The organism is Rhodococcus sp. BP-316 (assembly GCF_019836105.1).
GTDB lineage: Bacteria > Actinomycetota > Actinomycetes > Mycobacteriales > Mycobacteriaceae > Rhodococcoides.
This window is the reverse complement of sequence record NZ_JABUEE010000008.1, coordinates 108,933-122,624: the sequence shown is the minus strand read 5'-3', so window position 1 is coordinate 122,624 and position 13,692 is coordinate 108,933. Positions and strand designations below refer to the sequence as shown.

Genomic DNA, 13,692 nt, shown 5'->3' with positions numbered 1-13,692 from the left:
ACGGTGCGCGGGTCAGGTCAGTTCGCGAGAGGAGTCCTTGAGATCGACGCCGGACCGCCCGAGCGTGCGCGCACCCGCGACCAACGATGCCGTCACCCGCGCCGCATGGTCGTAGTGCATGCCGCCGGGCGGGTGAATGTTCGAGATGCAGTTGCGCTCGGAATCGTTACGGCCCGGCTTCGGACCGTGCGTCAGGTAGATGCCGAGGCTGTCCGCCACCGAGAGACCGGGACGCTCGCCGATGACGACGATCAGCGTGGACACCCCGAGCGCAGCGCCCACGTGGTCACCCAGCGCCACCCTGGCCTGGGTCGCGATCACCGGAGGCGCGATCGTGAACGTACCCAGCGACTCCTTCAGCGCAGCGAGCAATCCTGCGCCGTGATCCATCAGTGCCCGCGGGGACAGACCGTCGCACAACACGATTCCGATGTCCGCGTCGACCGTGTCGACGCCGGACAGGTCCTCGGGCTGCCGTCCCAGATCGGGACGACGCAGATACTCGCTGCGGGTGGACGCCATGCTGGACACGACCACCGGATCACCGAGTCCGACAGCCGCGATCTCCCGAGCGAAGCTGTCGGTGTCGAGCGGCATGTGGACAGCGTCCCGCGCCGCGGCGTGGGCGGCCCGGAACTCGAGCACCCGCGTCGTCGGCAGGGCGTCCCCCGCCCGGCCGAGCCCGATGCGCGCCTGCGTCGTGACACGCAGGTCGGTCCAGAAGTCCGGGGTGCTCATGCCGGCGTCGTCAGTGCTCGCAGCGGCGACGACGCGGCGTCGACGGGCAGGACCCGCCCCGCGTCGTCGGTCATCCCCAGCCGGTGCATCCACGCCTCGAACTCGGGAGCGGGCTTGAGGCCCAACACCTGTCGGACGTAGAGGGCATCGTGGAAGGACAGGCTCTGGTAGCCGAGCATGATGTCGTCGGCACCCGGCACGGCGATGACGAAGGCGGCGCCCGCGGCACCGAGCAGCGTCAACAGGGTGTCCATGTCGTCCTGGTCCGCTTCGGCATGGTTGGTGTAGCAGACGTCGACACCCATGGGCAGGCCCAGGATCTTGCCGCAGAAGTGATCCTCGAGGCCGGCACGGATGATCTGCTTGCCGTCGTACAGGTACTCGGGTCCGATGAAGCCCACGACGGTGTTGACCAACAGCGGATCGAGCGCCCGCGCCAACCCGTACGCGCGGGTCTCGAGCGTCTGCTGATCGACCGGCTTGCCCCCGGTCCCGAAGTGCGAGTTCGCGGACAGCGCCGAACCCTGGCCCGTTTCCAGGTACATGACGTTGTTCCCGACGGTGCCGCGGTGCAACGACTTTCCCGCCTCGTTCGCCTCGAGGAGCATCGGCACCGTCACCCCGAAACTGGAGTTCGCCCCCTCCGTTCCGGCGATGGACTGGAACACGAGATCCACCGGGACACCCTTGCCGATGAGATCCACGGTGGTGGTGACGTGGGACAGCACGCACGACTGCACCGGGATCTCGAAACGCTGCCGGATCTCGTCCAGCAGGTACAGCAGATCCGCTGTCGCGGCGGGTGAATCGGTGGCCGGGTTGATGCCGATGACGGCGTCGCCCGAGCCCATCAGCAGACCGTCGAGCGTCGCCGCGGCGATACCGTGCGGGTCGTCCGTCGGATGATTGGGCTGCAGCCGGGTTGCCATCGTTCCGGGCAGACCGATGGTGGTGCGGAACGCCGAGATCACCGTCGCCGCCCGCGCCACCGCGATGAGATCCTGGTTGCGCATGATCTTGCTCGTCGCGGCCACCATCTCCGGGGTGAGCCCCGGCGCGACCTCCCGCAGTGTCCGGGCGCTGTCGGGTTCCGCTGCGACCGTGAGCAACCAGTCCCGCAGACCGCCCACCGTCAGATGCGAGACAGCGTCGAATGCCTGCGCGTCATGGCTGTCGATGATGAGGCGGGTGACCTCGTCGCTCTCGTACGGCACCACCTGCTCGTCGAGGAAAGTCTGCAACGGGAGATCCGCCAGAACCCAGGCGGCGGCGGCACGTTCGGCGTCCGACTCCGCCGCGCAGCCTGCGAGTTGATCGCCCGATCGCGCCGGGGTGGCCTTCGCCATGACCTCGACGAGACCGTCGAAGGTGTAGGTCGATCCCGAGATCTGCTGGTGGTAGGTGCTCACCCGAGTTCGTCCTCGGCAGCGGCGAGCGCCGCGAACTCCTCGTCCGGAGAATTGGCCACCAGGTGATGGCGGCTGTAGACGCCGAAGTAGACTATGAAGAGCGCGAAGACGACCAGGCACCACAGCGCCGCCTGGCTGTCCACGAGGAACGTCGCGATCACGGCGAAGGCCGCGATGACGAGCGCGAATCCGGTCGTGACCGTGCCGCCCGGGGTGCGGTACGGGCGCGGCATGTCGGGCTCGCGGCGACGCAGCACGATGTGGCTCACCATCATCAGAACGTAGCTCAGCGCCGCCCCGAAGACGGCCATGTTCAACAACATCGAGCCCTTGCCGGTGAACGTCAGGGCGAAGCCGATGACGCCGGGCACGATCAGTGCCAGCGTCGGCGCCTTCCGGCTGTTGACCACCGACATGGACTTCGGCAGGTAGCCGGCGCGGCTCAGCGCGAACAGCTGCCGGGAGTAGGCGTACATGATGGAGAAGAAGCTGGCGATCAGACCGGCGAGGCCGATGTAGTTGACCACCGTCGCGGCGCCGCTGTCTCCCAGCGCCTCCACCAACGGGTTGCCCGACGCCTGCATCGCGTCGGCTCCGCCGGCGCCCGTCACGAGGATCAGCATGGCGGTGGCGGTCACCAGCAGCACCGCCATGGCGGCGATGATGCCGCGTGGCACGTTGCGCGCCGGATCCTTCGCTTCCTCGGCCGCGAGCGGCACGCCCTCGATCGCGAGGAAGAACCAGATCGCGAACGGCACCGCGGCCCAGATCCCCAGGTACCCCATCGGCAGGAAACTCGAGGCGCCCGCGGCATCCGTCGGGGCGATGTCGGTGAGGTTGGAGGCGTCGAACTGGAAGATCGCGGCGACAGCGAAGATGACGAGGCCTACGAGAGCGATGCCGGTGATGACGAACATGACCTTCAGCGCTTCACCGACACCGGCGAGGTGCACGCCGATGAAGATGGCGTAGACGGCGAGGTACACCCACCACCCGTCGGTGATCCCGAACAGGCCGAGCGACTCGACGTAGGCGCCGATGAAGGTCGCGATGGCCGCGGGGGCGATGGCATACTCGATGAGAATGGCTGTGCCGGTGGCGAATCCGCCCCACGGCCCGAGCGCGCGCCGGGCGAACGTGTATCCGCCGCCCGCGGCCGGGAGCGCAGACGACATCTCCGCCATGCCCAGCACCATCGCCAGGTACATGCCGGCGATCAGGATGCCCGCGATCAGCAGACCACCGAACCCACCCTGCTCGAGCCCGAAGTTCCATCCCGAATAGTCACCCGAGATGACGTAGCTGACGCCCAGCCCGGCCAGCAGCACCCACCCCGCGCTGCCGGTCTTGAGCGTGCGCTTGGCCAGGTAGTCGGACGATTCTGCCTGAGAATCGGACGCCACGGGGCGCGGTTCCTTCACGGCCATGGGTGAGCCTCTTTCGGAGTGTGAGCGGGTGGTGAGGTGAGGCTAGGACTGCCGTGTTGCGGGGACGTTGCTGCTGTTTTGCCGATCCGGTGCAGAAATGTTCGCTGAGCGACGATTTCCGCACCGGATTCGGGCGAACGGGAACCTCGCGGAGCGAAGAACCGTCCATCTCGCATGCTGAACGAGGTGATCGGAAGCCAGGACGGGGTGATCACGGCAGCGCAGGCCCTCGCATGCGGTCTGTCGCGTCAAAGTATCGACCGCCGTGTACGTGGCGGGGTCTGGATCCGGGTGGCGCCCAACGTGTACTTCGTGAACGACCGCGAGTTCACCGACCGGGCACGTATCCGCAGTGCGGTGTGGGGCTCGGGCGCAGGTGCCACCGCATGCGGTATGACTGCTGCGTTCTGGCTCGACCTCGTCACCACACCACCCCGCATCGTCGACGTCACCACCCCTCGCCGGGGACGAAGCCACGCGCTGAGCGGTACCCGGGTACGGCGTCGCGACCTCACCTACTCGGACGTCGTCGTGCGCAGAGGCGTTCGAGTCACGGCTCTGGCGCTGACCGTTCTCGAGGCATCCGTCGACCCGGCCGGAGGCATCGCTGTGATGGACCGCGCACTCGGCAGACACACGACCGTGTCGGCTCTGCGTGCCGCACACTCCCGCAACGCCGGCCGCCGCGGAGCCGCCGCAGCCGAACGGATGCTGCGCGCCGCCGAGGGTGGTGCGCGGTCGGAGGCCGAGCGGTTGTTCGTCAGGTTGTTGCGAGCCGGCGGCATCACCGGTTGGATCGCGAACTACCGCTTCGGCGCCTACGTCATCGACTTCGCCTTCCCGGCAGTAGGACTGGCGATCGAGATCGACGGATGGGCGTTCCACTCGGATGTGACCGCCTTCCGACACGACCGGCGCCGTCAGAACGACCTGAGCCGGGACTGGACCGTGCTTCGCTACACGTGGGCGGACCTCGTCGAGCGTCCCGCGGCGGTGCTGGAGGAGATCCGGTGCAGAATCCCTCGCTGAGCGACGATTTCTGCACCGGATTCACGTCAACCCTGAATCGCCATCCCCGGCACCGGGCAGGCGTCGACGGCCTCGGCGACCACGATCGACTCGGTGGGGACGGGCGGGCGAGCGCCCTCCTCCCACTGCGCGCCGGTGATGGGGTCCTGCGACTCGAGTTCCGCGTTCTCCTCGGGGGTGTAGGCGCGCCCACGACTGAGGAACCGCAGCCCCTCCGGCGTCTCGAGGGAGAAGCCGCTGCCCCGGCCCGGCACCACGTCGAGCACCATCTGGGTGTGCTTCCACGCCTGGAACTGCGACCCGGAGATCCACACCGGAACGGCGTCGCCGTCGCTCGGCAGGTCGTCCGCGACGGTGCCCACCTCCGCGCGCAGGTCGAGGAGCCCGAGCAGGACGTCGCGGTCCCCGACGATGAATTCGCCTGCGGGGTAACACATCGGCGACGACCCGTCGCAGCATCCGCCGCTCTGATGCATCATCAGCGCGCCGTGGAGCCCGCCGAGGCGACGGAGAAGCTCCATCGCCCCGGCGGTTGCTTTGAGCCTCGGAGGCGGTGCCGACCCGTGGTTCGGCTGCATCAGAAGAAGCCCTGAGCCTTCGGGGCGTAGCTCACCAGCAGGTTCTTGGTCTGCTGGTAGTGGTCGAGCATCATCTTGTGGTTCTCGCGGCCGATGCCCGACTGCTTGTAGCCACCGAAGGCCGCGTGGGCCGGGTACTGGTGGTACGTGTTGGTCCACACACGACCGGCCTGGATGTCGCGGCCGGCGCGGTAGGCGACGCCGCCGTCACGCGACCATACACCGGCGCCGAGGCCGTAGAGCGTGTCGTTGGCGATCTCGATGGCGTTGGCGTAGTCGGTGAAGGAGGTGACCGAGACGACGGGTCCGAAGATCTCCTCCTGGAAGATGCGCATGTTGTTCTTGCCGGTGAAGATGGTGGGCTGCACGTAGTAGCCGCCGTTGAGGTCGCCGCCGAGCTGCGCGCGCTCGCCGCCCGTGACGATCTTGGCGCCCTCGCCCTTGCCGATCTCGATGTACGACAGGATCTTCTCGAGCTGGTCGTTCGAGGCCTGGGCGCCGATCATCGTCTCGGTGTCCAGCGGATCACCCTGGCGGACAGCCTTGGTGCGGATCGCGGCGAGTGCAAGGAAGTCGTCGTAGATGTCCTGCTGGATCAGCGACCGCGACGGGCAGGTGCAGACCTCGCCCTGGTTGAGGGCGAACATCGTGAAGCCCTCGAGGGCCTTGTCCTGGTAGTCGTCGTTCTGCGACAGCACGTCGGAGAAGAAGATGTTGGGGCTCTTGCCACCGAGCTCGAGCGTCACCGGGATGAGGTTCTGCGAGGCGTACTGCATGATCAGGCGCCCGGTCGTGGTCTCACCGGTGAAGGCGATCTTCTTGATGCGCGGGCTCGACGCGAGGGGCTTGCCTGCCTCGGTGCCGAAGCCGTTGACGATGTTGAGCACGCCCGGAGGCAGCAGGTCACCGATGACGCTGATCAGGTACATGATCGACGCGGGTGTCTGCTCGGCCGGCTTGAGGACGACGGCGTTGCCGGCGGCGAGTGCGGGGGCGAGCTTCCACACGGCCATCAGGATCGGGAAGTTCCACGGGATGATCTGGCCGACGACGCCGAGCGGCTCGTGGAAGTGGTACGCGACGGTGTCACTGTCGATCTCGGACAGCGAACCCTCCTGCGCACGAATGCATCCGGCGAAGTAGCGGAAGTGATCGATCGCGAGCGGGATGTCGGCGTTGAGCGTCTCGCGGATCGGCTTGCCGTTGTCCCACGACTCGGCGAGCGCGATGGAGTCGAGGTTCTCGGCGATGCGGTCGGCGATCTTGTTCAGGATGACGGCGCGCTCGGCGGGCGAGGTCTTGCCCCACGCCGGCGCGGCCTTGTGTGCGGCGTCCAGGGCGAGGTCGATGTCCTCGGCGGTGGAGCGCGCGATCTCGCAGAAGTTCTGTCCCGTGACGGGCGTCGGGTTCTCGAAGTACTGACCCTTGACCGGAGCGACCCACTCGTTGCCGATCCAGTTGTCGTAGCGGGCCTCGAAAGACATGGCGGCGTCGGGCGTACCCGGGCGAGCGAAGACAGTCATCGAACATGCTCCTTCATCGGTGATCCACCCCCACGGTCATCGGGGGCTGTGATGCAGGACACTAGAACGACGACGGTTGCATGACCGTTGCAGAGCCGACTCGGTCAGCCCAGCAGGGCGAGGCGAGCCTGGACCTGCCCGTACAGCGCCGAGGACGGGCTGAGCGTGGCGAGGTAGGCCGACCACGCGGCGGCGTCCTCGCGGCCGTGCACCGACGCCGTCCACCGCGCCAGCAGCACCGGGTCACCGGACCGCAGCAGCGCCGCCTGGACGCGCACTCGCAACTCCTCGCGGATCTCCGCGATACCCGGGGCGTACGACGACGGGAGCACCACGCCGGAGTAGAGCCGCAGCGCCGCGTCGATGTCCCCGCGGTCGAGAGCCGCCCGCACGTCCTCGACGTCCGACGACAGTTCCGCCACCAGTCGATAGGGCCGCGAGGCCACGCCGTCGGCACCGAAAACCTTGCGCAGGCGCGACATCTCGGCTCGGACGGTGACCGAGTCCAGCTCGTTCTCGTCGAGCAGCACGGCGAGATGGTCGGAGCTCAGCCCCTCGGGATGCGCCCGCAACAGCAGCAGCATCTCGGCGTGCCGTCCGGACAGGGCGACGCGTTCACCGCCGCGGACCAACGACGGGCGCCCGGCCCCGAGTACCTCCAGCCGGACTCCGGTGTCGAGATCGGGACGCGGGGACTCGAGCAGATGCAATCGCAGTTCGGACTCGGCCGCCGCCACCGTCGCGCGGACCAACGAGAGCACCTCGGGAACCGCGACGCGCGGACCGCCCGTGATGTCGATGGCCCCCAGGATGCGGCCGGTGACGGGGTGATGGACGGGAGCCGCACTGCAACTCCACTCGTGCACGGGCCGCGAGAAGTGCTCGGCGGCGAAGATCTGCACGCAGTGATCGATGGCCAGCGCGGTGCCGGGGGCGTTGGTGCCCATCCGCCCCTCGCTCCAGTCAGCGCCCTCGGTGAAGTTCATGGCGTTCGCGCGATCCTTCGCCGCGGTGTCGCCCTCGACCCACAGCAGCCGGCCCGACGCGTCGGTGATGGCCACGAGAAGACCGGTGTCGGCGGCGTCCTCGACGAGGAGTTTGCGCACCACGGGTCGGATGACGGACATCGGGTGATCGGCGCGGTACTGCGCGAGCGTGACGTCGTCGAGGAGATCGTCCGCACCACGATCGGGGTCGACGCCCATGTCGCGGCTGCGCAGCCAGGAGTCGAGAACGACGGACCGCACGGGCGACTGGGGATCGACGGGACGGGCGAGTCCCACGGTCGACAGGCCCGGCCCGACGAAGGTCTCGTGAGCGCGGGAGACGGAGCGCGCGAGCGTGGCGGCGTCGTCCCCGGGCCTCATCGCGACCCACGGATTGACCGTCACCACAGACCCCGCTTCCGTCAACAGCCTCGCCCGGCAGATCGGCACACTCGACCGGCCTCCACTGTAACCCAGCTCACAGAGCGGCTGGCAGGGACTACTGGTTGCCGAGACGCGGCACCAGAGCACGGGGGTCGCGGTGCGACACGGCACCCACCCAGAGTCCGGTGCCGTAGGCGACGTCGTCGATGCGCTTGTACGCCGCGTAGCGCACCGGACCGAGGCCGCCCGGCTCCCGGTGCTCGACCCAGTCCCGCACACCCTCCGCCACCGCGATGGCCAGCGCCAGACGTCGGATGCGCCGGGAGAACAGCACGGCCACCAGCGTGACCGGCCAGTAGTGACGCACCGCCGCGGAGGCCAACTGCCAAGCGCCCCCGACGGTTCCGCGTGCCGCGAACACCGCGGCGAGGCGAGTGGGGTGATCCAGATCGACGAACAGGCGCCGTAGGCGGACCACCGTGGTGATCAGCGTGACCAGCGCACCGACCATGCCCGCACGCGTCCCCGAGGCGGCCAGCAGCAGTGCGAGCAGGGTCGACCGCGCCATGGCCACGGGCGGCACCTTCCCGTGGTGGCGGGAGGCCAGCTCGGTGGCACCGGTACCGTAGAACAGCTTGCGGCCGAACCACTTTCGCAGAGTGACGCGGTGATCGTGGGCGACGCGGGCCACCGGCTCGTACCGCAGGCGCCATCCCGCGTCCTGCAGTCGCCAGCACAGATCGACGTCCTCGGCCACGTGCATCGCCTCGTCGAAGCCTCCGCAGTCGAGCACGGCCCGTCGCCGGGCGACGACCGCCGCACTGGGGACGTACGACACGGGGCCACCCGCGAACACCGGGGCCTCCCGGCGACCGAGATCGAGGGAGGACCGTGCGCGCTCGTAGCGGGCGAGCGCACTGCCCTCCGGCTCGAGCGCCACGATGCGCGGAGCGACCAGCCCGACGGAGGGGTCGGAGAAATGGCTGAGGACGACTTCGAGCCAGCCCTTGCGCGGCACCACGTCGGAGTCGAGGAACGCGACGAAGTCGGTCGTGGCCGCGGCGAGGCCGGCGTTGCGCGCCGCGGACGGTCCCCGCGGGGCGTCGTGCCGCACCACCGCGACCGAGGCACACAGTTCGTCCACGGCGATCTCGGCGTGCCGGACGGGAAAGCGGGACCCGTCGTCCACGACGATCACGCGGAGTCCACGCAGCGCGCGCATCAGCCGCAGCAGTCCCTCGTGGTTGTCGCGGACCGGGATCACGACCGTCACGTCCGCGGCGGACGGAGTGCTCATCGGCCGGGGGTTCGCGACACCGGAGTCGAGCAGTCGACGCGCCACCGTGGCGGAGTCGGGATCGGACACCCGCAGGAATCCGTCGCCGATCATCGCGGCCGCGGCGGGTGCCAGCATCACCATCCTGGTGGGCGATCCGCCGAGGAGAACTCGACCGTTCGAGAGAGTCCGCACTCGAGGATCGATACGCACTCCGAATCCATCGGGAAGACGACCGTCGCGCATCGGGTCATCGTAAGGGCCTTTCTCGGTATTTGTCATAAGTCGGGCAGGATCGGCCCGAACACCCGCCGACGCGGGAATCGCGCTGTGGTCCGTTCGAGGGACACCCGCCCCGCGCGCACCGTGCATCGGCGCTGCTCGGCGCGCCGTGACCCCGGCCGGTCGGTGTGACCGGTCTCGACTGTCAAGCGAGACTTGAGGTTCGCTCGGATCGAGCAGCCGCCGACCGGATCGTCCACGGCAGATCGACGTGCACCGGGGAGCCCGCGCCGCGAGCTCGGGCAGGCGAGCCGACTGCCCGGCAGCGGATCGATCGACCGGCGTCCGCCGACGTGAACGTTCACCAACTCTCGTCGCACCGATGCGGCGACACGCGAGCGTCCGACGACTCCCCCGGTTAGAGTCGCCATGTCCCGTCCCGGTTCGCAGAAGGGGTCACGATGCCGCCGCGTCGCCGCTCGGCCCTGCTCGCGAAACTGTCCCGCGACGTCGCGGGTGGTTCACAGGAGGAGATCCTCACCGAACTCCGCCGGGTCATCCTGTCGGGTGACGCCCCGCCGGGAACGCCCATTCCCCTGGGCGACGTCGCCGACGTGTTCGGAGTCAGCCGCATCCCGGTGCGCGAATCGCTGAAGACCCTCATCGGCGAGAATCTGGTGTCGCATCGACCCAACCTCGGATACACGGTCGCGCAGTTGACGTCTCAGGAACTGCGCGAGATGTACATCGTTCGGGAGGTGCTCGAGAACGCCGCCCTCGCGGTGGCGGCCGAGGCCGCCACCGACGGGGAACGGCGTCGTGCCGAACAGATCGAGCGAGACCTCCGATCCTCGATCGCGGACGACGATCCCCAGCGCTACCACCGGTTGAGCCGCGAGTTCCACGTCGCCCTCACCGCGCCGTCCCGGATGTACCGCCTGCTCCACATGCTCGACGTCGCGTGGAACGTCACGGAGCCGGTCCAACCGATGGTGCACGTGAAGGGTGCGGACCGCGCGGCGTTGAACGACGATCACTCCGTCATGGTCCGCGCGTTCGTCGACCGCGACTCGGCGGCACTCCTGGCGGCGGCAGGGCACCACAACGAGCGGCTGAACGACGTCATCGCGACGCTTCCGGCGGGTTCCGGCCTGCTCTCCTGAGCCGGAACCGGACAGACCGGACCCGGAAACCTGCCGGTAAAGAGATATATCGGTTTCGTCACGACACGGAAATACAACGGGCTCAGACTTCTCCGCAGCACCGACCACGGTCCGCACCAGCGACGGAGACACGATGACCGACACCATTCCGCACACCGGCCCGTTCGACCCGCCTCCCGGGTCCCGCTCCGGTGTGAACGATCTGATCGAGGCACACGGGTACGCCGGAGGCGGGTCGACAGCAGAGGGACATCCGGTGGGGGGTGGAGTGATCAAGGAGGGGTACGACCCGAGGCTCACCAACGAGGACCTCGCCCCGCTGCGGAAGCAGACCTGGTCGTCCTACAACATCTTCGCGTTCTGGATGTCCGACGTGCACTCCGTGGGCGGATACGTCACCGCGGGCAGCCTTTTCGCGCTGGGACTGGCCAGTTGGCAGGTGCTCGTCTGTCTCCTCGTCGGCATCTCGATCGTCTACGTCTTCTGCAACCTGGTGGCCAAGCCCAGTCAGGTCGCAGGTGTCCCGTACCCGGTGATCTGTCGATCGGTCTTCGGCGTCCTCGGGGCAAACGTTCCCGCCATCATCCGAGGACTGATCGCGGTGGCGTGGTACGGGATCCAGACCTTCCTGGCCTCCGCCGCGCTCGACATCGTGTTGATCAAGCTGTTCCCGGCGCTCGGTCCGTGGGCGGACCGAGACCTCCACGGCTTCGCGGGACTGTCCACTCTGGGGTGGGGCAGCTTCATGCTCCTGTGGGTCCTGCAGGCGGCGGTCTTCTGGCGCGGCATGGAGTCCATCCGCAAGTTCATCGACTTCTGCGGCCCGGCCGTCTACGTCGTCATGTTCCTGTTGTGCGGCTACCTGATTCACGAAGCCGGCTGGAGCGCCATCGACCTGAACCTCGGCGACGTCACCTACACGGGGTTCGCCGCGGTGCCCGTCATGCTCGGCGCGATCGCGCTCGTCGTCTCCTACTTCTCGGGTCCGATGCTCAACTTCGGCGACTTCTCGCGCTACGGAAAGAGCTACGCCGCCGTGAAGCGCGGCAACTTCCTGGGCCTGCCCGTCAACTTCCTGCTCTTCTCGATCCTCGTCGTCGTCACCGCGTCCCTCACCGTTCCCGTCTTCGGCGAGCTCATCACGGACCCCGTCACGACGGTGGCGCGCATCGACAGCACCTTCGCGATCGTGTTGGGCGCGTTGACCTTCACGATCGCCACGATCGGTATCAACATCGTCGCGAACTTCATCTCGCCGGCCTTCGACTTCTCCAACGTCAGCCCGCAGAAGATCAGCTGGCGCGCCGGCGGCATGATCGCCGCCGTCGGCTCCGTGCTCATCACGCCGTGGAACCTCTACAACAATCCCGACGTCATCCACTACACGCTCGAGACCCTGGGAGCGTTCATCGGACCGCTGTTCGGCATCCTCATCGCGGACTATTACCTCATCCGCAAGCAGAAGGTCATCGTCGACGACCTGTTCACCATGGACGAGAGCGGCACGTACCACTACGCCAAGGGCTACAACCCGGCCGCGCTGATCGCCACCGCCGTCGGTGCCGTCTTCGCGATGTTCCCCGTGCTCACGGGCGGCACCCTCACCGGAATGCACACCGCGGCGCAGTACAGCTGGTTCATCGGCTGCGGCATCGGCTTCGCCCTCTACTGGGTGCTGGCCACGAAGACCTCGCTACGGGTGCGGAACGTCCCCGCCTGACCGCGGATCCGGCGCCAGTCCCGGCATGAGCGAGCGCAGGAACAGCTCCTCGTAGTCGGGGCCGGCGTCGGTGCGGGCGTCGCCGAGACGGACCACCTCGGCGTGCAGTCGCTCCATCGTGATGTCGAGCGTGCCCGCGGCCATCGCCGCCTCGCGCAACTCGTCCCGCAGGCGCTGCGGCACCTCACCGTCGTACTTGTAGAAGATCTTGTGTTCGAGACTCGCCCAGAAGTCCATCGCGATGGTCCGGATCTGCAGCTCCACGAAGACGTGCTCCGTGCGGTCGGACAGGAACACCGGAATTTCGATGGTGAGGTGGAGACTGCGGTACCCGTTGGGCTTCGGATTCGCGATGTAGTCCTCGAATTCGAGCACTCGGATGTCGCTCTGCGACGCCAGCATCTCCTTCACCGCATAGGTGTCGGCGATGAAACTACAGGTGATCCGGACGCCGGCGATGTCGAACAGACCGGCGCGAATCGCCTGGAACGTCAACGGAATCCCCTTGCGCACGGCCTTCTCGGCGATGCTGCGCGGCGTCTTCAGCCGCGACACCACGTGCTCGATGGGGCTGTAGGAATGCAGGTGCGTGAACTCGTCCTTCAGGATGTCGATCTTGGTGGTGAGCTCCTGCATGCCGAAGCGGTAGGACATCATGAAGCGGGTGAACTCGTCGCGCGCCGCGGTGAGGTCGAACACCACCGGCTCGTCCACGCTCATCGCGCGTCCTCCCGGAGAACCTTCTGCATCCGGAGGGACGCGGTGTCGTACCCCAGCGACTCGTACAGCCGACGCGCCGCCGTGTTGAAGCCGAACACGTTGAGCCCGAGCACCGTTCCGCCGTTCTCCCGTACCGCGTCCTCCGCCAGGAGCATCGCCGCCCGGCCGAGACCGCGACCCCGGTACCGCTCGTCGATGGCGACGTCCCAGACCCACCAGTCGGTCGTGGTCGCGATCGACTGGGGCCCGATCCACAGTGACCCCACCACGGTCTCGCCGTCCAGCACGTCGTACACCTGATGATGCGGTGCCGGACGACCGTCGGGGAAGTAGGCGGAGAAACTCTGCTCGGCGTTGTCGGTCGCCTGTTCGAGGGTGTCACCCGCCCGGACGCGATCCGCGCGGTAGTCACCGCGGCTGCGCTCGACCCATTCGGGAAGTCGATCGTCGGGCATGGTCCTCAGCACCACTCGGGCCTGCGTGGAGTCTCCGTCGGCTGCGCTCACCCCTCCAGTGT

General features: G+C 67.9%; 12 protein-coding genes. 3 read left to right on the top strand and 9 right to left on the bottom strand.

Annotated elements, in window-relative coordinates:
- Positions 1–12: 12 nt before the first annotated feature.
- From eutC to eat, 3 genes are read right to left on the bottom strand one after another with little or no spacing between them, the layout of a single operon-like run.
- Complete coding sequence (eutC, locus tag HQ312_RS16510) at positions 13–738, bottom strand: ethanolamine ammonia-lyase subunit EutC (protein WP_222639341.1); 726 nt, start codon at positions 736–738, stop codon at positions 13–15.
- Positions 735–2,147, bottom strand: coding sequence for an ethanolamine ammonia-lyase subunit EutB (locus tag HQ312_RS16505; RefSeq protein WP_222639339.1), 1,413 nt, complete (start codon positions 2,145–2,147; stop codon positions 735–737). Before HQ312_RS16505 ends, eutC begins: the two co-directional genes overlap by 4 nt.
- Positions 2,144–3,574, bottom strand: coding sequence for an ethanolamine permease (gene eat, locus HQ312_RS16500; protein ID WP_222639337.1), 1,431 nt, complete (start codon positions 3,572–3,574; stop codon positions 2,144–2,146). The genes HQ312_RS16505 and eat overlap by 4 nt, the downstream gene beginning before the upstream one ends.
- Before the next feature lie 174 nt (positions 3,575–3,748).
- On the opposite strand from eat, the gene HQ312_RS16495 reads away from it, so the two are divergent.
- Positions 3,749–4,603 carry a type IV toxin-antitoxin system AbiEi family antitoxin domain-containing protein gene (locus HQ312_RS16495; protein WP_222639335.1) on the top strand — a complete coding sequence of 285 codons (855 nt, stop codon included), beginning with the start codon at positions 3,749–3,751 and terminating at the stop codon, positions 4,601–4,603.
- A 26-nt stretch (positions 4,604–4,629) separates the two neighbouring features.
- Here HQ312_RS16495 and HQ312_RS16490 read toward each other — a convergent pair whose 3' ends face one another.
- From HQ312_RS16490 to mftF, 4 genes are all read right to left on the bottom strand, one after another.
- Positions 4,630–5,124 (bottom strand): DUF779 domain-containing protein, encoded by a 495-nt coding sequence (locus HQ312_RS16490; protein WP_037184728.1) that lies wholly within the window; start codon positions 5,122–5,124, stop codon positions 4,630–4,632.
- A 56-nt stretch (positions 5,125–5,180) separates the two neighbouring features.
- Positions 5,181–6,704 carry an aldehyde dehydrogenase gene (adh, locus tag HQ312_RS16485; protein WP_027504630.1) on the bottom strand — a complete coding sequence of 508 codons (1,524 nt, stop codon included), beginning with the start codon at positions 6,702–6,704 and terminating at the stop codon, positions 5,181–5,183.
- Between the two features lie 104 nt (positions 6,705–6,808).
- Entirely contained in the window at positions 6,809–8,071 is a 1,263-nt protein-coding gene (locus tag HQ312_RS16480; RefSeq protein WP_222639572.1) for a transcriptional regulator, read from the bottom strand.
- 118 nt (positions 8,072–8,189) lie between these two features.
- The gene (gene mftF, locus HQ312_RS16475) at positions 8,190–9,596 is read right to left on the bottom strand and encodes a mycofactocin biosynthesis glycosyltransferase MftF (RefSeq protein WP_222639333.1); all 1,407 of its coding nucleotides are present in this window, start codon (positions 9,594–9,596) and stop codon (positions 8,190–8,192) included.
- Positions 9,597–10,033: 437 nt separating this feature from the next.
- On the opposite strand from mftF, the gene HQ312_RS16470 reads away from it, so the two are divergent.
- On the top strand, positions 10,034–10,735 hold the full coding sequence (locus HQ312_RS16470; RefSeq protein WP_056441789.1) for a GntR family transcriptional regulator: 702 nt from the start codon (positions 10,034–10,036) through the stop codon (positions 10,733–10,735).
- Positions 10,736–10,868: 133 nt separating this feature from the next.
- A complete protein-coding gene (locus HQ312_RS16465) occupies positions 10,869–12,455 on the top strand; it encodes an NCS1 family nucleobase:cation symporter-1 (RefSeq protein ID WP_056441786.1) in 1,587 nt (528 codons plus the stop codon).
- Here HQ312_RS16465 and HQ312_RS16460 read toward each other — a convergent pair.
- Positions 12,429–13,175, bottom strand: a complete 747-nt coding sequence (locus tag HQ312_RS16460) for a GTP pyrophosphokinase family protein (RefSeq protein ID WP_081821128.1) — start codon at positions 13,173–13,175, stop codon at positions 12,429–12,431. The two genes, HQ312_RS16465 and HQ312_RS16460, sit on opposite strands and share 27 nt — an antisense overlap.
- Positions 13,172–13,681 (bottom strand): GNAT family N-acetyltransferase, encoded by a 510-nt coding sequence (locus tag HQ312_RS16455; RefSeq protein ID WP_222639331.1) that lies wholly within the window; start codon positions 13,679–13,681, stop codon positions 13,172–13,174. Before HQ312_RS16455 ends, HQ312_RS16460 begins: the two co-directional genes overlap by 4 nt.
- Positions 13,682–13,692: the final 11 nt, after the last annotated feature.